This is a genomic window from Citrobacter freundii ATCC 8090 = MTCC 1658 = NBRC 12681, from assembly GCF_011064845.1.
Classification (GTDB): Bacteria; Pseudomonadota; Gammaproteobacteria; order Enterobacterales; family Enterobacteriaceae; genus Citrobacter; species Citrobacter freundii.
Genome location: NZ_CP049015.1, coordinates 2,417,897 through 2,436,603, shown reverse-complemented (window position 1 = coordinate 2,436,603; position 18,707 = coordinate 2,417,897). Strand labels below are relative to the sequence as shown.

The window sequence follows — 18,707 nt, the reverse complement described above, 5'->3', positions numbered from 1 at the left end:
GTCAGGCTCCTTTCTGGCGCAGGGTGCGTTGTTCAATACGTTTTTCAAACTGCCCCTGAATAATGCGGTTTACGAAAATTCCGGGAGTGTGAATCGCAGCAGGATCCAGTTCTCCGGGAGGGACAATCTCTTCGACTTCCACGACGGTAATGCGCCCGGCGGCGGCCATCAGCGGATTAAAGTTCTGTGCGGTGTGGCGATAGATGACGTTGCCGTACCAGTCGGCTTTCCAGCCTTTAACCAATGCAAAATCACCAGTTATCGCCTGTTCAAGGATGTAAGGGCGTCCGGCAAACTCGCGAACCTCTTTCCCTTCCGCCACGGGGGTTCCATATCCGGTCGCGGTAAAAAATGCCGGGATCCCCGCGCCGCCCGCGCGCAACTGCTCTGCCAGCGTACCCTGTGGCGTCAGAATGGCTTCCAGTTCGCCGCTAAGTACCTGCTTCTCAAACAGGGCGTTTTCCCCTACATAGGACGCGACCACTTTGCGCACCTGGCGCGTTTCCAGCAGTACGCCTAGGCCAAAGCCATCCACGCCACAGTTGTTTGATACAACGGTAAGTCCCTGTACTTCTCGACGGCGTACTTCGGTAATCAGGTTTTCAGGGATCCCACATAAACCAAAACCGCCCGCCAGCAGCGTCATGTTGTCGGTCAGTCCTTCCAGCGCCTCTTGATAAGTGGCAACACGTTTATCCAGTCCAGCCATACACTTGCCTCCCCAGTTGTCCTTGCCGACATCATTGGGGGTGAAAAATGATTTGTTAATTTTAAATTTGTGACTCACTCATTGGGTTTTTTTATCAATTTAATGTTAATTAAAGGTATTCAACAGGTTAAAAGAATGCGAAATGGGAATGAGCATCAAACAGTTACGCGCGTTTTTAGCGGTAGCTCACACTCTGAATTTTGCTCATGCCAGTGAAAGACTGAACATGTCGCAACCCGCATTAAGCCTGGCGATTAAAGGACTGGAAGATTCGCTGGGCGGGGCGTTACTGTTGAGAACCACCCGCAAAGTGACTCTGACGCAGGAGGGAGAAACGTTGCTGAATATGGGGCGACAGCTGCTGGCGGACTGGGAGAATACGGAAGAAGCCATGCGCCAACGCTTTACGCTGCAGCGTGGTAAAATCTCGATCGCCGCCATGCCCTCATTTGCCGCTAACGTCCTGCCATCGGTACTGAAAACGTTTCGTGATTCTTATTCTGGTATCAACGTAACGGTTCATGATGTGATCAATGAACACGTGATTGAAATGGTCAGTGAAGGGCGGGTCGAGATGGGCATAGCCTTCGAGCCGGACTATTCGGGACATCTGCATTTCACGCCGCTCGGCGTGGATCGTTTTATCGCGATTGTGCCGCCAACCTGTCGGCTGGCAGACAGGGATCGTATTGCATGGCGCGAACTGCTGACGCTGGATTTCATCACCTTGCAACGTCCGTCAGCCGTGCGGCTGATGCTGGAAGAACAACTGGTGCAAAGCGGACATACGCTGGAAGTAGCGCTGGAGAGCCATCAATTAGTAACCGTTGGCCGTCTGGTGGCTAACGGTCTGGGCGGTAGCGCCGTACCTGCACTATGCCGCACGCAAATGACAGAGTTAGGCGCAATCTGTATCGATCTGGATACTCCAGTGATCCAGCGTCGGATCGGGGTTTTGCGTTCGGCACATCATAAATTATCTACTGCTTCCGAGGTGCTGGTGGATTCACTGAAAAAGGCGTATCGCACCTGACTTTTCACTACGGCTCAGGTCATGTAACCGCCCGCCAGCAGCGAACGTCACATCCGGTATCACTTTTCAGTAATGCCTGTTTCTTCTCACAACCGCGGGTCGCTAACGGACATCTGTCACGAAAAAAACAGCCCTGTGGCAGGGTTCGATTCCCCGGGAGTTCTGTTTTCCGCAACACCAAATCTTCCGCCAGCGGCGCGCCCGTTTTAGGGACAGAGTCCAGCAATAATCGCGTGTAAGGATGTGCAGGTTGAGTGAGAACCCGCTGCGCATCGCCCAGCTCAACAATTTGCCCGAGGTACATCACCGCCACACGGTCGCTCATATGGCGGACCACCGACACGTTATGCGATATCAATACGTAGGTCAGATTTCTGCGCGCCTGAAGTGACACCAGAAGATTGAGAATTTGCGCCTGCACAGAGATATCCAGTGCTGAAGTGGGCTCATCGAGGACGATAACATCCGGCTCTGACGATAGTGCCCGGGCGATGGCGATACGCTGGCGTTGTCCACCGGAAAACGCATGCGGCAAGCGGTCGAGATATTCAGGACGAATCCCCACCTGTCGTGCCAAATCCTCGGCAAGCATGCGTCGTTCACGCTCCGGGCTCCGTTTTTGGATCCACACCGGTTCGGTAATTATCCGCCACACCGGTAAGCGCGGATCCAGTGATGAAAGCGGGTCCTGAAAGACCATTTGCATACCGTTATGCTGCTTATCACCACGGCGAGAATAACTTCCCTGACTGGGTTTCAACATGCCCATCAACAGTTGCGCCAGCGTACTTTTTCCACAGCCGGATTCGCCAACAATCCCCAGCGTTTCACCCTGGCGAATCTGTAAATCTAGACCGTTGAGCGCATGCACCCGTTCCGTAACCTTGCCAAGCCAGTTTTTACGCGCAGGAAAGTTGACATGAACATCCTGCAGCGCCAGTAAAAAATCAGACATGTGTTGTCTCCAGTTGTGGATACCAGCAGGCAGATTGTTGATCTACGCCTCCCTGACTACTTAACGCAGGCGTTTCTTCACAACGAGGACCAGCGGCAAAACAGCGCTCACGAAATGCGCATCCGGCAGGTAAGCAGGTTAGATTCGGTACGGTGCCGGGGATCGCAGGTAACAATGCGCGTGGTTCGCCGTGTTCCGGCGCGCATTTCAGCAAGCCGATGGAATAGGGATGCGTCGGACGTTGAATAACGGTTTGCGTCGGGCCACTCTCAATCACGCTCCCGGCATACATGACGTACAACCGGTCGCATAACTGTGAAACCACCGCCATATCATGACTGATAAATAACACGGCTGTTCCGCTGGCCCGTGCTTTTAACTTCAGCAAACGCAGCACCTGCAGTTGCACCGTGACGTCCAGCGCGGTGGTCGGTTCATCGGCAATAATAAGCTCCGGCTCGCACGAAAAGGCCAGCGCAATCATCACGCGTTGGCGCATCCCGCCGGAAAGCTCAAACGGAAATCGTTTCATAACCTCCGGCGCGTCCGGGATTTGCATCTCTTCGAGTAGAGCGACGGCTTTCTGGCGGGCATCCGTGCGGCTTAACGCCTGGTGATGGCGGATCACCTCCACCATTTGCTGGCCGATACGCCGGGTCGGATTCAGTGCCGTCATGGGCTCCTGAAAGATCATCGCGACGCGTGCGCCGCGCCATTGACGCATTTGTTTCTCACTGGCGTTGAGCACATCTTCACCCAGCAGTGAAACGCGTCCCTGGTGAATACGATAGCTTCCCTCCGGAAGCAGACGCATGGTGAGCATGGCGGTCACGGACTTACCGGAACCGGATTCACCCACCACACCAACGATTTCTCCGCGGTTGATGTGCAGTGATACATGGTTCAGCGCATGCACATCAGCTTTATAGCCGGGGAAACTCAGATGTAAATCTTCGATTTCCAGTACGGGTTGTGTCATGACTGTTTTCCTCCGGCTTTCGGATCAAGCAGATCGCGAATACCATCGCCAAAGAGATTAAAGCCCACGGCGGTAATCAGAATGGCGGCGCCGGGAAAAGCACAATACCACCACTGATCAAGCACGTAATTGCGGCCAATTGCGACCATCGCGCCCCACTCAGCGCTGGGTTGCTGCGCGCCCAGACCGATAAACCCGAGCGTGGCAGCCATCAGGATCGCACTGCCGATATCCAGCGATGCCTGCACAATGAGTGGCGGCAGAGAATTGCGTAAAATGTGCCAGCTAATCAGATGCCAGCGTGAAGCGCCGTAGGTCCGGGCAGCCTGTACATAGCTAAACTGGCGCACCACTAACGTCTGACCGCGGGCGAGGCGTACATAGAAAGGGATACGGACGATGGCAATCGCCAGCATGGCGTTAAACAGGCTGGGGCCCAGCGCGGCGGCCAACGCCATCGTCAGCACCAGCGAAGGAATGGACAGCATAATGTCCATCATCCGCATAATTATCGCGTCGGCGCGGCCGCCCATGACACCCGACAAGCAGCCCAGCAGTGATCCCAATCCCCCGGCGATACCCACCACCACCAGACCCGCAACGACCGACTGCTGACTTCCTACCAGAACGCGGCTGAACAGATCGCGGCCAACTTCATCGGTACCAAACCAGTGAGCGGCTGACGGGGGCAGCAGGCGCGCACTCAAATTGATGGCATTAGGATCGTGTGGCGTTATCCACGGCGACAGCACCATCAGCAGCAGTATCAATACGATGATGACCCCGCCAACCAGCGTCAGCGGGCTACTTTTCATCATCCAGAACAGTTTGGCCCAGTCCGTGCGGCGGCGTGCTGTCTGAGGGGCGGTCGGCATTTCTTGTGTGAGCATCATTCAGCACCTCCACGTCCAATTCGAGGATCTACCCACAAATAGAGCAAATCCACCACCAGGTTGACCAGCACATAGGCGAACGAGACCACCACGGCAAATCCCATTACCGCCGGGAAGTCGAGTGCCTGAATTGAGGTCACCACCCAAGCGCCCATGCCTGGCCAGGCAAAGACCGTTTCGGTCAATACCGCACCGTAGAGCAGATCGCCCAGCGCCAGGCCGAGGACGGTGATTGATGGGATGAGAGCGTTAGGCAATGCATAGCACAGCACGATGTACCAGCCCGGTAACCCGCTGGCGCGGGCGGTACGAATGTAATCTTCACTCAGTTGCTCCAGCATGGCGGAACGAATCTGGCGGGCAACGATCCCAAGATGTACAAAAGCCAGTGTCAACGACGGTAAAATCAGGTGCTGAAGCGCATTGAAAAAGACTTCGCCGTTGCCTTCCAGCAGTGCATCAATCAGGTAGAACCCGGTGACGTGAGCAGGTGGATCCAGCCAGTCGTCTAAACGTCCACCGCCGGGTAAAATTTGCAGATGACCGTAAAACAGCACGATAACCCCCAGCCCCAGCCAGAATGCTGGCGTGGAGATACCGGTAATTGCCATTAGCCGAACAAGGTGATCAAGCCAGCGGTTACGCCAGACCGCAGATAAAATACCCAGCGGGATACCTATCACCAGCGCCAGCAACAAAGAGCAGAAAGCCAGCTCAAGGGTAGCGGGGAAGAAAATGCGCAGTTCATCCAGTACCGGACGCCCGGTGCGAATGGAGGTGCCTAAATCGCCGTGAAAAATGTCGCTGACATAGCGAAAAAACTGGACATACAGCGGTTGATTCAGCCCCAGCTGTTGGCGAATATTTTCGACAATTTCATCGCTGGCGCGGTCGCCCGCCAGCAGCCGTGCGGGGTCGCCAGGTATCAGATGTGAAATAATAAAGGTGATTACGCAAACACCGATAACCACCAGAATAAGTCCCCAGCATCGCTGGCGTAAAATACTCCAGAACGTCATTAGCTTCCCCTTGCGGAGCCAGAGCGGCTCCGCGTAAACGTGGCTTATTTACTCATGGTGGAGATATTGAAGACCTGTTCCAGCATGGGGTTGAATACAAATCCTTTGACGTCTTTGTTCATCGCCAACTGATAGTTTTTCTGGAATAAATAGACGTAGGCCGCTTCATCAATCACGATGGTTTGCGCCTGCTGGTAGTCATTGGTTCTGGCCACCTGATCGGTCGTAGCCAGCGCGCTACGTAGCAGCTTATCGACCTCACTGTTTTCATAGAACGAACGGTTACCCGGCAAGCCTTTCTTATCTGACTCAAACCAGTAGTTCATAAACATGTACGGGTCGGCAAAATCCGGACTCCAGTTGCCAATGGCAATGTCGTAATCGCCTTTGCCCACGCGGTCACGCATGGTGGCGTTCGCCAGTTTTTCCAGCTTCACCTTAATGCCCAGTTTGCCAAGGCTTGCCTGGGTAGCGAGCGCGATAGGTTCCCAGTTTGGATCATTATCTGAGTACAGGAAGCTCAGGCTTTCAGGTTTGGTGGCAACTTTGTCCCACGCTGCTTTGGCTTTGGCTTCATCGAAGCTGTACTGCATGGCCTTATCGTCAAAACCCCACATGCCTTCGGGGATTGGGCCACGCATTTGCTTTCCATTGCCGCTCAGGATCCCGTTGACAATGCCTTTATAATCGGTGGCCCACGAGATAGCGCGGCGTAAATCCACCTGATTGAGCGGGGCCTTACTGTTGTTGAGATACAGATAAGTCACGCGCAATGAGGGATAATCCGCCACGTTCACTTTGCCTTCCTGTTTTAAAGCAGCAAGCTGGTCAACAGGAAGCGCATCGGCAATGTCGATATCGCCACGGGACAGTTGCAGGCGACGGGAGGCGCTTTCGCCAATGATTTTGACTGAGACGCGCTTAAACGTCGGTTTTGTACCGGCATAATGCGGGTTAGGCACCAGCACCAGTTGTTGTCCCTTTTGCCAACTCTTCAGCATGAAGGGACCAGAGCCTGCCGTGTTCTGTGCCAGGAATCCGCGGGCATCGTCTGCGGCATGCTCTTTTAAGATGGCCGGGTTAATGATTGAGGCACCGTCATTTGCCAGCGTATACAGAAACGGAGCAAACGGCTGGCTGAGGGTAAACTTCACCGTGGTGTTATCAATGGCCTCAACCTTCAGATCTTTCGGGAAAGCCTCCGCAGGTCCCTGACCAATCTTGAGCAATCGTTCGAAGGATTGCTTTACCGCATCAGCCGTCACCGGTGTTCCGTCGGCGAATTTGGCATCGTTTTTCAGGGTAAACGTCCACTCTTTCTGGTCGTCCGAGGCTTTCCAGCCGCTGGCTAAATCGCCTTCAACTTCCGTGGAACCTTTACCACCATCTGTTTTGTACTGAACCAACCGCTGGTAAGAGGGATAGGTGACCGTCCAGTCATTGTTATCTATGGTCACAGCGGGATCGAGCGTCTGCGGATCGGCGGCTTTACCAATCACTAACATATCTTTGGGAACAGCAGCCTGCGCGGCGGGCAGGGCTACCGCTAACGCAACGGCTATCAGAGCGGGGCGGAAAAAAGCGTTTAACGCAGGTGTAGTCTTCATAACCAGGCTCCAGAATTAAAGGGGATGTTGTGTTGTTATAGACGTGACAGTGTAACAATCTATTTGATCGTCAAGCAGCGGGTAACGGGCGGCATCAGGTAATTCAAAATGCCACCATTCGCTGTTAATACCGACAAAACCACCACCAAACATAATGGCATTGAGCAGCAGGCGGTTACGCTGCGCTGCCGGAGGAACAGACGGATGCCAGGCATGGGAACGGTCGTGCATTTCATCAAAACCGGCCCCCATATCAAGGAGATGGCCGCGATCGTCCATCAACGTGACGTCAATTGCCGTACCCCGACTGTGATTGGAACCAATGGCAACATCGACAACATATTGCGGGTCGGGACAGGCATTCCACAGTATCGCCTGCGCCTGCTGGGGGCGATACGCGTCGTACACCACCAGCGACAAGCCCGCCAGTTGCGCAATGCTGATGCTTTTTGCCAGCGCGGTTACCGCCTCGGTGTGCAACAGGCAACGCGCTTCCCTGTAGATAGGTGCGCCGGTAATGTTGTCGGCAGTAGCGTATTTAAGATCGATATGCAGCGACGGAAATATCACCGACAGATCGACCAGTTCTGGGAGTTCTGACATAGCACGTTTCCTGTTTATTGTTCGAATTGACCAAATTGTTGTTGTAACTGGCGATTAGTTTGCAGGCGTCCTGCGAGGGCGTCACCCAGTTGCGCCACCACCGCAGAAAGTAATAAGTTGAACAGACAGCTCACCGGTGCCAGTGAGTCCCAGAAATGTCCGGTGTCGGTTTTTACCTGAAGCAAATCAATGGAATAATCCCTGGCCCATGGGCACCACACATCGGTAATTAGCGCCAGCGGAATGCAGCGTTCAGTGGCGACACGGCAATATTGTCGCGAAATAGCGGAGTAGGCGCGCATATCGGTAATAACCACGTAAGGCTGGCTGAATCCCGAGTTCAGCGACTCTACCCAACTGCCGGAAAGGCCTTCGGAGTAGCTGACTTTAGGTCGCAGATATTCCAGGTGACTAAAAAAGGCGTTAGCGATCCCGCGTGTGGACTGGATCCCGAGGATGTACACGGCTTCCGCATGCGCCAACTGCTGTGCAATGCGTAGAAACGTCTCACCCTGAGCAAGTTGGTAGACGTGGGTAATGGCGTCGATTTCCAGTAACAGCGACTGGTGCGCCCGATCTGGCAGGCTTTGTTGCTGGTGCCAGGAATCCAGTCGTTCATTCATTCCCCAGGGCTGATACGGAACTACAGGCAGCTCACGCAGACTGGCTTTTGCATCCTCCAGGTTACGAAAGCCCAGTTTACGCAGATAACGTCCGACGGTAATGCCGCTGGTTCCGGTTGCTTTCGCGATGCCATCCGCGGTTTCAAATGGGATCTGCACAGCATGGGCCAACAGCCACCCAGCCACGCGCTTTTCGCTGGGCGTCAGCTGGCTAAAGGTTTGCTCTATGCGGGTAAATAACTCTGGTTTGGCTGTCATTACCTTCTCGCTGTTAGTTGTCTGTCAGATTCCGTATCTCTGTTAGCGAATTAACAATGCACGACGCGTGCCATGTCAGTAACAGCAGCATGCTGGCTGTTTTTGTTAAAATTCAGCTCGAATTCGTTAACTAATGATCAACATTTGTGCAGCGTAGTTCAGTTTTGGTGCAACGGCAGAGGAAGCGGGGTATGAATCTGCTGATTTCGTCGGAACGATCACATTGTGGGCAACATTTATCCCTAAGACATAAGAATCAGTAATTGAAAATATAAATTTCAGCCATATCAATAACACCAATCTTTATTCTTATGACTATAAGGGTATTATTTTTCACGAGCTACATTAACGGTGTTAAGCGCAAGTGTAGATATTATTTATATTATACATGGAGTACTACAATGAATAAATTCTCCCTTTCTACAGCAGGTATTCTGGTCGCAGCGCTGTTAACCAGTGTCAGCGTCAATGCAGCAACTGATAACGCTAAAACTGAAGTGACTCCGAAAGGCATGAACTGTCAGGAGTTTATTGATTTGAACCCACAAACTATGGCTCCGGTGGCCTTCTGGGTGCTCAATGAAGACGAAGACTTCAAAGGTGGCGATTACGTAGACTATAACGAAACCGTTACGACTGCAGTTCCTCTGACCGTTGAACTTTGTAAGAAATATCCGCAGAGCGAATTAAGTAAAATAAAAGACGAAATCAAAAAAGAATTATCTAAATAAAATTAAGCCGTTATTAAAACCCAGCCAAAGTGCTGGGTTTTGTTATTTGTGACATTGTCACTTTTTTCTTTTGCAATACTTAAGAAATCTTTATAAAGATATAAACGCCTGTGCCGATACTGGATAAAAGTTAGCCTTTTGCAGAAGGAGTTTGTATGGCCTGGTATCCTACTCGTATTTCAACGCGTTTAACCATCGGCGGCATTCTGCTGCTTGCAGTAACGACTATTGTTATCGTGGTGATTATGCTCTGGCGTGGTCAGCCGCGCGTCGTTGAAATCAACACCGCCCTGATCGAAGAAACAGGGCAAGGTTTAACCCGTCAGTTGAGTACCGTATTGTCCCGAATTGAAGGTGAGACTGTCAGCCTGTCGCGACTGGCTGAAGTGTTGCCTAACGATGAATCTCTGTATCAAAGCGTCGTTCCGCATCTGATTGGTGAAGGTAAATACTCGATTATTACCGGCGGCGGCATCTGGCCAGAACCAGACGCCTTCACCGCAGGTGTGGAGAAAAGAAGCTTTTTCTGGGCGCGTAATGCCGAAGGGAAGCTTGTCTATTCCAACGATTATAACGTCGAAGGATCAAGCGGATACCACAATGAAAGCTGGTATCAGCACGCCAAAGGGCAATCACAAAACAACTGCCTATGGTCTGATGTTTACCAGGATGCCAGTTCAGGCGTCAACATGGTGACATGCAGCGTGCCTTATCAGCAGGCGGGCAAGTTTGCCGGTGTCGCTACCACCGATATCCGTCTGGATAACGTCGCAACTTTCATGCAGCAGCAGGGCAACAGTACTGGCGGTTACGCGTTTGTGGTAGACAAGCAGGGACAAATTCTCTATTTCCCGCAGGCCGACCTGGCCAAACATAAAACCATTAACGATCTGGCGCAAAGCGCGCAGTGGCTTATCCCGGTGCAAAATGGTCTGAAATCTTTGCGCCCGACAGATGGGGTGAAGACCATAACGCTGGAAAATGATCTCGTCCTGAATACAGCGTCACAGGTCATGCTGTTCCCGATGCCAGATACCGGCTGGGTCGTAGGGCTTGTGACACCAGAATCACGTATTGTCGGTCTTGCCAAAGTGATGATGCAGGACGTTCTGGAGGTATTGATCCCTATCATGACGCTGTTGCTGGTGGGATCATGGCTGGTGGTTCGTCGACTAATTTCACGTCTCGATGATACTCGTCAGGCTCTTGATGACATCGCGCAGGGAGAAGGTGATCTTACCCGTCGCCTGGATGTTCGCGGCAAAGATGAGATTTCGGCTATCGCCGAGGCGTTTAACCTGTTCGTCGATAAAATCTCGGCCATCCTGATCACCGTCAGAAGCAGTAGCACAGTGGTGGCGAATAACGCCGTTAGCCTGGCTGACAGTAATATGGAGCTTTCATCTCGCGTAACGCAGCAGGCCGCTGCGCTGGAAGAGAGTTCAGCGGCTATGGAGCAGTTAAATGCGACCGTTCATCAAAACGCCAGTAATACACAGTTGGCGGATGAGCTATCCGATAACACAGCGCAAACGGCCAACCGTTGCGGTGATGTGATGCAAGGCGTTATCTCTACGATGGATAATGTCAGCGCCTCATCCGGCAGAATGGTGGAAATTGTCGCTGTCATCGACAGCATTGCGTTCCAGACCAATATTCTCGCCCTGAATGCCGCGGTTGAAGCCGCCAGAGCGGGTGATGCTGGCAGAGGGTTTGCCGTCGTGGCCTCCGAAGTGCGCACGCTGGCTCAGCGCAGTGCCACCGCCGCCCAGGAAATTAAAGCGTTGATTGATGAATCCGTTTCTCATGTTGGTAGCGGAAGTCAGCAAATTCACACTGCCGGCGAACGTCTGGGAGAACTGGTCAGCAATGTGCGTCAGGTACGCCAGTTGATGGGGGAAATACGCGTTGCGGGTGAAGAACAGCGTAAAGGTGTTTCCGAAGTTACGCTCGCCGTTACCGAAATGGACAGCACCGTTCAGCAGAATGCCTCGTTAATTGATGATGCCGCAGCACGGACGCAGGCGCTGAAAGAGGAGGCGGAACAGCTGGCATTGCTGGTCTCTTCTTTCAGATTACCTGAGCCTTCCGTTGCCTGATAACCACATCCTATCCGGGTACAGATCTTGTGCCCGGATAATTCCAGTATAATGGTGCTTAACCATGATTAATTGATTTAACTCCTCTTTATTGTGTCTTACAAAACTTTGAATCATTCTCCTCTTAACTCTATAATATTGGGTGTAAAGTCGTTTTTATTCCAATAAGAGCCAATGTTATGGATTTAACGCTCAATACAGCAGCCGATATCGTCAAACTACTTTGCGACAGATTGCGTAAGGAACGGCTCGCGCAGCAAATGACGCAGGCAGATGTTGCCGCGCGTTCAGGTGTCGGTGTGAATACCGTTTCGAATCTGGAGGCCGGTAAAAATGTAGGATTTGAGAATCTGGTCAAAGTCGCGATGGTGTTAGGCTATGGTGACGCGCTGGAGGGCTTATTCAAACCCAGGATCGACAGTCTGGATGATATTTTGCGTTACGAGAAGAGCGCGGCACGCCAGCGGGTGAAAAGGAAAAATACTGATGCTTGAGCAAGTCGATGTCTTTTATGAAGGCTGGGGTGAAAAATGGTTGTGGGGAAAACTGGTGTCTTCCTCAGCCCTGACCGGACGCCCGTTGATCGCCTTTGAATACAGTGAAGACGCTATACGTAAGGGGCTGGAGCTGTCCCGGTTAAGGTTACCGCTGAACGGTCCTCGTTTACGCAGGGATTTCCCGGCTCATCAGTTGGGATTACCAGGACCCGTGTACGATTCGCTACCTGATGGTTGGGGTATGCTGTTGATGGATCGTTTATTTAAACGCCGTGGACTCAACGCAGCGCGCATAGGACCTCTGGAGAGGTTAACCTGGGTCGGCAATAACGCAATGGGCGCCATGACGTTCCGGCCCGTTCAGTCAGATGTCGAGACGCTTTCAAAAGAGGATGTTCCTCTCGAACAACTGGCATCTGAGGTTCAGGAAGTCCTGAGCGGCGAAGGCGGGGAATTCTTGCAAAAACTGCTCCAGATGGGCGGTTCACCGCAAGGGGCCAGGCCAAAAGCGTTACTTTATCGTGACAGTGTCACGTCAAAGTTCACCACTGCGCCCCTCCCGGAGAGCGAAAGCTGGTTGATTAAATTTCCTGCCAGGCATGAGCATGCTGAGGTATGTGCCATCGAAGCGGTGTATGCTGAATGTTTGCGGCAATGCGGGATCACTACGCCTGATACCGCGTATTTTAATCTGCCTGACGGGCAGGCGGCATTTGCTACCCGCCGTTTCGACCGTGACCAGTCGGTCCGTATTCCTATGCAGAGCCTGGCGGCATTTACCGGTGCAAATTACCAGATACCCGGTGCTTTAGATTACCGGGATTTTCTGCGCGCCACACAGATTTGTACCAATGATGTCAGAGAAAAAGCGAAAGCGTTCGAACGCGTGGTTTTCAACGTGGCATTTAACAACCGCGATGACCATCCCAAAAACTTTGCCTATTTAATGTCAGCCGCAGGAAACTGGACTTTGGCTCCGGCTTACGACGTGACCTGGTGCGAAGGACCCGGCGGGTATCATCAAATGGACGTGCTGGGAGAAGCGCTGGATATCGAAAGAAAGCACCTGCAGCAGCTTGGCGTACAGGAAGCTGAGCTATCAGCTGAGCATGTGAACGCTATAATCGACAAGATCTGCCACCATGCAACAGCGTTAAGCGTTACAGCCAAAGACAAATACGCCGATCAGATAACACAAACTACGCTGAATACGATACAGAAACAGATTAATGATAATGTCCGCCGGTTAATGTCCCTGTGATGCAGAGACAGCCGCTACACTTAGCGAAGAATTAAATCTGAGCGAGGCAACGTTATGGCTGAATTTGTCGTGAATATGCTGAAAAACACGCCAGTTTGGGTGTATCTGCTGTTTGCCTTTCTACTGTATCGAGGGATTAAAGCCAGAACACCTGCCACTGTCACGCTGGAAAAGCTGGCGCTGATCCCCGCTATTTTTTTAGTCTGGGATATCTACGATTTAATCACTTATCGCGACCCGACCCTCATTACGTATATTCAGTGGGCGATAGGTATCCTCAGCGGCGCAATCATTGGCTACATATTAATTAACCCCGGCCGTTTGAGCCGCAGTAGCGCACCACGGAGTATTCACCGTCCGGCAGATTATTCCGCATTGCCATTTATGCTGATGGCATTCGGCGTTAAGTACGTACTTGGCGTACTTAACGCCATTTCCCCCGACGTTTTACGTCAACCCGCAATGAGCGCCCTGGCTATCATTACTGGCGGCATGTTCGCCGGAATTTTTGTGGGGAAATTTACCCGCTACGTGAGCGTCTGGCTCAGGCTTCCCGCTCAGAACAACCATTAACGTCCCCAACGATTGCGAATATAGGTCACAGCTTCCTGCGTTTGCGGTTGATTAAGGTAATCTTCGCGAAACAGGATCGTGCCGTTAATGTACGGTTCGGTCTCGTTTAGATCGAGCTGCTTTTTCAGTTCCGGCACACCGCCTTTGACCGTCCAGTCTGGCTCTTTTCTCGATGGTTCACCAACTTTATACAGCGCTACACCAATGTAGAGGCGAGTGTTGGTTGATTTCACGACATCTGCCCACCATTTTGCCAGTACATCGTAGCGCGCTGCATCGCGGGCAAAAGGCCAGTAGAGTTGCGGTGCGATGTAATCCAGCAAGCCTTGTTGCACCCAACGGCGGGTGTCGGCATAAGACTCATCATACGCTGCCGCACCGCGCGTGTCGGAACCCGCTGGATCGTGCGAACGGTTGCGCCATACGCCCGCAGGGCTGACACCGAATTCAACCTCAGGCTTGAGTTTCTTGATAGTCCGTGATACCTGGGCAATCAGCCGTTGCGTGTTATCGCGGCGCCAGTCAGCTTTGGAAGCGAATCCCTGGCCGTATCTTCTGAACGTCTGGCTGTCATTGAGCGCAGAGCCGGGAGACTCGGTATAGAAGTAATCATCAAACTGCACACCGTCAACAGGGTAATTCTCAACCACTTCCGCCACGATGCTGGTTATCCAGTCACGCACTTCGGGAATACCGGGGTCTAACACAAAACGCTCGCCCGCGGTGCGGATCCAGTCCCGATGCAGAACGTATACGCTGGACGGTGTTTGTGACAGCGTGCTGTTTAATTCAGTGACCGTCGAAGGTTTGGTGTTTACAGACACGCGATAGGGGTTAAGCCAGGCATGAACTTTCATTCCGCGCTTATGCGCTTCATCGAGCATAAACTGCAGCGGATCGTAACCCGGATCCTGGCCAATCGTGCCGGTCAGGGTATCTGACCACGGCAGAATCTTTGACTTCCACAATGCGGTCCCATCGGGCTTAACCTGGAAAAAAACGGTGTTAATACCAAGTCGTTTCAGGTTGTCCAGCTTATCCGTCAGCGCTTTTTGCTGCAGGCTGATGCGTACAGCAGGTGAACTGATGTTCACAGATGAGATCGGCGGCCAGTCAAGACGTGAAACCGTCGCCAGCCAGATCCCACGCACTGGCTCCTTGCTCTGCTGATGTTTGCTCACCGGAGGTTGCGGAGTGGTTTTGGGGCCGGGCGGTTGTGAAGAACAGCTGCCAAGTAACAACATACTGCCCACAAGTACAGCAAACCATTTCATGTTGGTCAGCGGTAGTCTGGCACGAGAACGGGCGATAATCTTCGCCAGTTTTTTCTGATAATTTCCTGAAAAGAAACCGGATGCTGCCATCTGATTTTGCTCTTATTTCTTCTTATTGCGGCTGTTAGCCCAGGGATCGAAGGCCGGTTTGGGAGTGTTATTTGAGGCCTGGTCATGTAGAGAGTCCAGGTACAGTGCTTCTACTTCTGCCCGCGCCCACGGCGTACGGCGCAGAAACTTCAAACTGGATTTAACGCTCGGTTCATTTTTAAAGCAGTTGATATTAATGCGTTGCGCCAGCTCAGCCCAACCATAACGTTCAACCAGGGCATTGACCTGCATTTCTAGCGTCACGCCATGTAAAGGGTCTTTAGAATTATGAGCATTCATATGAAGTCCAGTTCAGTGGTTCCAGATTTTGTCAGTAGTGAGACGGGAAGAAGGTTACAAGAAAGCAAAGCTGCCAGCAACGGCAGAAAGCGGTATGGCGCGACAAGCCGTACGTCATACCGGCAATGGATGGATCAATACTCTTTAAAAGCCAGTTCCAGACGGGCAATCAACGGTTTAAACAGATAACTCATCAGGGTTCGTTCACCGGTCTTGATCGTCACGCTGGCGGGCATTCCCGCTTTAATTTTGTAATCGCCCAGCAAACGCGCGCCCTCTGCTGAAACCTGTACTTCCGCAAGGTAGTAAGGCTGCTGAGTGGCTTCATCAATTAAACGGTCCGCAGAGATAGTCAGAACCTGGGCCGGAACCGAAGGTAACAGCGCATGGTTAAGGGCAGGGAACAGCACATCAACGGTTAAACCGGGGACCAGTTTATCAATGGCATGTACGGGTATTTTGGCATCAATTTGCATCGGTTGTCCGGCGGCGACGATATCCATCAAATGTTCTCCAGGCTGAATGACGCCGCCCACGGTACTGACTTTAACATCCAGCACAATACCGTTAATCGGTGAGCGGATCTCGGTGTTATCCAGCTCATGACGCGTTGATACCAATTCATCCTCCAGCATTGCCACTTCTTTTTGGTTTTCCGTCAGTTCAGACTCAACTTCACGTAAATATTGATGACGCACCTGGTAGGCTTTAATTTTTAATTCGTTCTGCTGCGATTTCAGTTTGGCAATGTTAAGAATATCTTCTGAAACGCTACCAGATATTTCTGCTGCCTCGCGCTCCAGCACCAGTAATTGTGCTTTGGGGTAATAGTTTTTTTCGCTCAGCGCCCGAATAGCCCCTAACTCCCGGTTAATCAGAGAAAACTGGTGGTCGCGATAGCCTTTTATTTTATTGAGATTATCCGTCTGTCCAACCAGACCATCGAGCGTCTCCTGAATCATCGACAGTTCATCCTGAATCGTTTTGCGACGGGTATCGAAAAGTTTAGCCTGCAGATTTCTGACTTCTGATAGCCGTTTATTGCCAGAGAATTGCTGCGTCAGCGTAGTATTAAAGCGGATCACATCCAGGTCATCGCGTTCTGCTAACAGGCGATCTTCGATACTTTTTGCAGAAATATACTGGGCATTCAACGCGCTGAAACGCATTTCAAGCTGCATTTTATCCAACCGGACGAGGACCTGATTTTTCTTCACGAAGTCGCCTTCTTTGATAAAGATATCGGTTACCCGACCGCCGCTCAGATGCTGAATGGTTTTGCGGTTACTCGATACGGTTACCGTACCATCGGCGACCACGCCCGCATCTAACGGAGCTTGCACTGCCCAGAGGATAAAACTACCGACACCAAGCACAATGACGATCACGCCCCGGATAATCGGCGACCAGATATCGGTATCTACGCCAGCAGAGGCCGTGTTGTGGGGATTCTTTTTCATCATCAAGCCTCACGTTGCTGTTCAGTCGTGGATGGAGAAGGCGTAGCCACCGGTTTCAATACGTTGGCCTGACGCAAATGGGCAAAAACCTGATCGCGGGTACCAAACTCCTGTATAGCGCCATCGTTAAGCAGCAAAACCTTATTGACCACGCCGAGCAGCGTCGGGCGGTGTGAGATAATGACTGTGGTTTGTCCCTGGGTACGCAGGGTATTAATGGCTTTAACGAGTGCAAATTCGCCCGCGTCGTCAAGATTGGCATTCGGTTCATCAAGCACGATAAACGCAGGATTGTTATACACGGCGCGCGCCAGCCCGATGCGTTGCCGCTGCCCACCGGAGAGCTGGTATCCACCTGCGCCCAGCAGTGTGTCATAACCTTGCGGCAAGCGCAGGATCATCTCATGAACGCCTGCCAGTAATGCGGCGGCAACGATAAGCTCACTGTCATTCTGCGCGAAGCGGGCAATGTTTTGTGCGATGGTACCGTCAAACAGTTCCACATCCTGCGGCAGATAGCCAATAGACGGGCCCAGCAGCGCTTTATCCCACTGGCATATATCTGCGCCATCTAATCTGACTTTCCCTGATAACGGTTTCCAGACGCCAACCAGAACCTTTGCCAGCGAGGTTTTTCCTGAGGCTGAAGGGCCGATAATCCCCAGCACTTCACCTTGCTCCAACTGGAATGAGATATTACGCAGTAGCGGGGAAGGCTGGCCGGGGGCTGCAGCGAAGACGCTTTCGACGCTGATGTTGCCATTCGGGCGCGGCAGGGTCAGTACCTCTTTCGGCGCCGGATACTCCTTCAGCAAGGTGGAGAGCTGATGCCACGCGCTACGAAACTGCACGAACTGCTTCCAGCTGCCAATGACTTGTTCTACCGGGTTGAGGACGCGTCCAAGAATGATCGAGGCGGCAATCATCAAGCCCGGGGTAATATGGCCACCGATCACCAGTAAAGCCCCGGCGCCCAGCGCAATCGACTGCAGCAATACCCGCACAAAGCGGCTCAGACTGCTTAACCCGGCCGTTTTGTCGGCAATCTGCGTTTGTAGCACCAGCACTTTGTTATGTTGCTCCTGCCAGTTGGACTTCAGGGTCGAAAGCATCCCCATCGCTTCAATGGCATCGGCGTTTTGCAGCTGTTTATTCAGTTTGCTGGCATTGTTAATGGTTAAGGCGTGCGCTTGCTGAATCGGGCGCTTGGTGGAGATTTCAGATACCAGCGTCAGAATAAATAATAACGTTATTCCACCGAGAGAAAGATATCCCAGCAGGGGATGGACCAAAAAGGCGATGAACAGATATATCGGCGTCCAGGGAATATCCAGTAAGGCGAACAGACTATTCCCGGAAAGAAACTGACGGATCTGATCCAGTTCGGCTAAAGATTGCGCCGGGTTGTTATCACCGGTAACCATCTTTCTTTTAAAGGCTGCGTTAAAGACCAACTGACTTAGCTTTATATCCAGCCTGTTGCCAAGCCTGACCATAACCTGTGCGCGGGCAGATTCAATCATGGCAATAACGATGTACAAGCCGACAATCAATAAGGTTAACATTAACAGTGTGGTGGTATTTTTACTGACCAGCACACGGTCGTAAACCTGTAGCATATAAATTGCCGGCGCCAGCATAAGCATATTAATCACACAACTAAAAAACAACAGCATCAGAAAAGTGGGTTTCGTTCCCTTTAATGCATCATTCAGTTCTGTTGGCGTATGCTGGCGCGACATA

Annotated in this window: 18 protein-coding genes; 6 read left to right on the top strand and 12 right to left on the bottom strand. The window is 52.0% G+C overall.

All coding sequences use genetic code 11. The features are described from left to right. Nucleotide 1: 1 nt before the first annotated feature. Nucleotides 2-709 carry a CoA transferase subunit A gene (locus G4551_RS11705; RefSeq protein ID WP_003020020.1) on the bottom strand — a complete coding sequence of 236 codons (708 nt, stop codon included), beginning with the start codon at nucleotides 707-709 and terminating at the stop codon, nucleotides 2-4. 142 nt (nucleotides 710-851) lie between these two features. Here G4551_RS11705 and G4551_RS11700 point away from each other — a divergent pair, with 142 nt between their 5' ends. Beyond that, nucleotides 852-1,742, top strand: coding sequence for a LysR family transcriptional regulator (locus tag G4551_RS11700; protein ID WP_003836250.1), 891 nt, complete (start codon nucleotides 852-854; stop codon nucleotides 1,740-1,742). A 19-nt stretch (nucleotides 1,743-1,761) separates the two neighbouring features. Here G4551_RS11700 and G4551_RS11695 read toward each other — a convergent pair whose 3' ends face one another. From G4551_RS11695 to G4551_RS11665, 7 genes are read right to left on the bottom strand one after another with little or no spacing between them, the layout of a single operon-like run. Beyond that, nucleotides 1,762-2,697, bottom strand: coding sequence for an ABC transporter ATP-binding protein (locus G4551_RS11695; protein WP_003836251.1), 936 nt, complete (start codon nucleotides 2,695-2,697; stop codon nucleotides 1,762-1,764). After that, complete coding sequence (locus G4551_RS11690) at nucleotides 2,690-3,676, bottom strand: ABC transporter ATP-binding protein (protein WP_003836252.1); 987 nt, start codon at nucleotides 3,674-3,676, stop codon at nucleotides 2,690-2,692. Before G4551_RS11690 ends, G4551_RS11695 begins: the two co-directional genes overlap by 8 nt. Beyond that, nucleotides 3,673-4,569: a D,D-dipeptide ABC transporter permease gene (gene ddpC / locus G4551_RS11685; protein ID WP_003836253.1), complete on the bottom strand. Its 897-nt coding sequence runs from the start codon at nucleotides 4,567-4,569 to the stop codon at nucleotides 3,673-3,675. The genes G4551_RS11690 and ddpC overlap by 4 nt, the downstream gene beginning before the upstream one ends. Beyond that, entirely contained in the window at nucleotides 4,566-5,588 is a 1,023-nt protein-coding gene (locus G4551_RS11680) for an ABC transporter permease (RefSeq protein WP_003020008.1), read from the bottom strand. Before G4551_RS11680 ends, ddpC begins: the two co-directional genes overlap by 4 nt. A 44-nt stretch (nucleotides 5,589-5,632) precedes the next feature. Further along, a complete protein-coding gene (locus tag G4551_RS11675; RefSeq protein ID WP_003836255.1) occupies nucleotides 5,633-7,195 on the bottom strand; it encodes an ABC transporter substrate-binding protein in 1,563 nt (520 codons plus the stop codon). 15 nt (nucleotides 7,196-7,210) lie between these two features. Beyond that, complete coding sequence (gene ddpX / locus G4551_RS11670; protein ID WP_003020004.1) at nucleotides 7,211-7,798, bottom strand: D-alanyl-D-alanine dipeptidase; 588 nt, start codon at nucleotides 7,796-7,798, stop codon at nucleotides 7,211-7,213. Between the two features lie 14 nt (nucleotides 7,799-7,812). After that, complete coding sequence (locus tag G4551_RS11665; RefSeq protein WP_003020002.1) at nucleotides 7,813-8,679, bottom strand: MurR/RpiR family transcriptional regulator; 867 nt, start codon at nucleotides 8,677-8,679, stop codon at nucleotides 7,813-7,815. Nucleotides 8,680-9,080: 401 nt separating this feature from the next. Here G4551_RS11665 and hdeB point away from each other — a divergent pair, with 401 nt between their 5' ends. The 5 genes from hdeB (at nucleotide 9,081) to G4551_RS11640 (ending at nucleotide 13,840) form a co-directional block, all read left to right on the top strand. Continuing rightward, nucleotides 9,081-9,410, top strand: a complete 330-nt coding sequence (gene hdeB / locus G4551_RS11660) for an acid-activated periplasmic chaperone HdeB (protein WP_003836256.1) — start codon at nucleotides 9,081-9,083, stop codon at nucleotides 9,408-9,410. Between the two features lie 155 nt (nucleotides 9,411-9,565). Beyond that, complete coding sequence (locus G4551_RS11655; RefSeq protein ID WP_003836257.1) at nucleotides 9,566-11,509, top strand: methyl-accepting chemotaxis protein; 1,944 nt, start codon at nucleotides 9,566-9,568, stop codon at nucleotides 11,507-11,509. A 179-nt stretch (nucleotides 11,510-11,688) separates the two neighbouring features. Continuing rightward, a complete protein-coding gene (locus tag G4551_RS11650) occupies nucleotides 11,689-12,003 on the top strand; it encodes a helix-turn-helix domain-containing protein (RefSeq protein WP_003836258.1) in 315 nt (104 codons plus the stop codon). Then, nucleotides 11,996-13,267: a type II toxin-antitoxin system HipA family toxin gene (locus G4551_RS11645; RefSeq protein ID WP_003836259.1), complete on the top strand. Its 1,272-nt coding sequence runs from the start codon at nucleotides 11,996-11,998 to the stop codon at nucleotides 13,265-13,267. The genes G4551_RS11650 and G4551_RS11645 overlap by 8 nt, the downstream gene beginning before the upstream one ends. A 54-nt stretch (nucleotides 13,268-13,321) precedes the next feature. After that, nucleotides 13,322-13,840, top strand: coding sequence for a hypothetical protein (locus G4551_RS11640; RefSeq protein ID WP_003836260.1), 519 nt, complete (start codon nucleotides 13,322-13,324; stop codon nucleotides 13,838-13,840). Here G4551_RS11640 and G4551_RS11635 read toward each other — a convergent pair. The 4 genes from G4551_RS11635 to G4551_RS11620 form a co-directional block, all read right to left on the bottom strand. Further along, the gene (locus G4551_RS11635) at nucleotides 13,837-15,204 is read right to left on the bottom strand and encodes a glycoside hydrolase family 10 protein (RefSeq protein WP_003836261.1); all 1,368 of its coding nucleotides are present in this window, start codon (nucleotides 15,202-15,204) and stop codon (nucleotides 13,837-13,839) included. The two genes, G4551_RS11640 and G4551_RS11635, sit on opposite strands and share 4 nt — an antisense overlap. Before the next feature lie 12 nt (nucleotides 15,205-15,216). After that, entirely contained in the window at nucleotides 15,217-15,504 is a 288-nt protein-coding gene (locus G4551_RS11630; RefSeq protein ID WP_003836262.1) for a VF530 family protein, read from the bottom strand. A gap of 134 nt (nucleotides 15,505-15,638) precedes the next feature. Further along, a complete protein-coding gene (locus tag G4551_RS11625; protein WP_003836263.1) occupies nucleotides 15,639-16,967 on the bottom strand; it encodes an HlyD family type I secretion periplasmic adaptor subunit in 1,329 nt (442 codons plus the stop codon). Further along, on the bottom strand, nucleotides 16,967-18,706 hold the full coding sequence (locus G4551_RS11620) for a type I secretion system permease/ATPase (protein ID WP_003836264.1): 1,740 nt from the start codon (nucleotides 18,704-18,706) through the stop codon (nucleotides 16,967-16,969). Before G4551_RS11620 ends, G4551_RS11625 begins: the two co-directional genes overlap by 1 nt. Nucleotide 18,707: the final 1 nt, after the last annotated feature.

Coding starts and splice junctions, on each gene's coding strand:
- ddpC (WP_003836253.1), bottom strand. CDS start 4,569: ATGATGCTCACACAAGAAATGCCGACCGCCCCTCAGACAGCACGCCGC.
- G4551_RS11655 (WP_003836257.1), top strand. CDS start 9,566: ATGGCCTGGTATCCTACTCGTATTTCAACGCGTTTAACCATCGGCGGC.
- ddpX (WP_003020004.1), bottom strand. CDS start 7,798: ATGTCAGAACTCCCAGAACTGGTCGATCTGTCGGTGATATTTCCGTCG.
- G4551_RS11675 (WP_003836255.1), bottom strand. CDS start 7,195: ATGAAGACTACACCTGCGTTAAACGCTTTTTTCCGCCCCGCTCTGATA.
- G4551_RS11665 (WP_003020002.1), bottom strand. CDS start 8,679: ATGACAGCCAAACCAGAGTTATTTACCCGCATAGAGCAAACCTTTAGC.
- G4551_RS11645 (WP_003836259.1), top strand. CDS start 11,996: ATGCTTGAGCAAGTCGATGTCTTTTATGAAGGCTGGGGTGAAAAATGG.
- hdeB (WP_003836256.1), top strand. CDS start 9,081: ATGAATAAATTCTCCCTTTCTACAGCAGGTATTCTGGTCGCAGCGCTG.
- G4551_RS11680 (WP_003020008.1), bottom strand. CDS start 5,588: ATGACGTTCTGGAGTATTTTACGCCAGCGATGCTGGGGACTTATTCTG.
- G4551_RS11695 (WP_003836251.1), bottom strand. CDS start 2,697: ATGTCTGATTTTTTACTGGCGCTGCAGGATGTTCATGTCAACTTTCCT.
- G4551_RS11620 (WP_003836264.1), bottom strand. CDS start 18,706: ATGTCGCGCCAGCATACGCCAACAGAACTGAATGATGCATTAAAGGGA.
- G4551_RS11650 (WP_003836258.1), top strand. CDS start 11,689: ATGGATTTAACGCTCAATACAGCAGCCGATATCGTCAAACTACTTTGC.
- G4551_RS11635 (WP_003836261.1), bottom strand. CDS start 15,204: ATGGCAGCATCCGGTTTCTTTTCAGGAAATTATCAGAAAAAACTGGCG.
- G4551_RS11640 (WP_003836260.1), top strand. CDS start 13,322: ATGGCTGAATTTGTCGTGAATATGCTGAAAAACACGCCAGTTTGGGTG.
- G4551_RS11630 (WP_003836262.1), bottom strand. CDS start 15,504: ATGAATGCTCATAATTCTAAAGACCCTTTACATGGCGTGACGCTAGAA.
- G4551_RS11705 (WP_003020020.1), bottom strand. CDS start 709: ATGGCTGGACTGGATAAACGTGTTGCCACTTATCAAGAGGCGCTGGAA.
- G4551_RS11700 (WP_003836250.1), top strand. CDS start 852: ATGGGAATGAGCATCAAACAGTTACGCGCGTTTTTAGCGGTAGCTCAC.
- G4551_RS11690 (WP_003836252.1), bottom strand. CDS start 3,676: ATGACACAACCCGTACTGGAAATCGAAGATTTACATCTGAGTTTCCCC.
- G4551_RS11625 (WP_003836263.1), bottom strand. CDS start 16,967: ATGATGAAAAAGAATCCCCACAACACGGCCTCTGCTGGCGTAGATACC.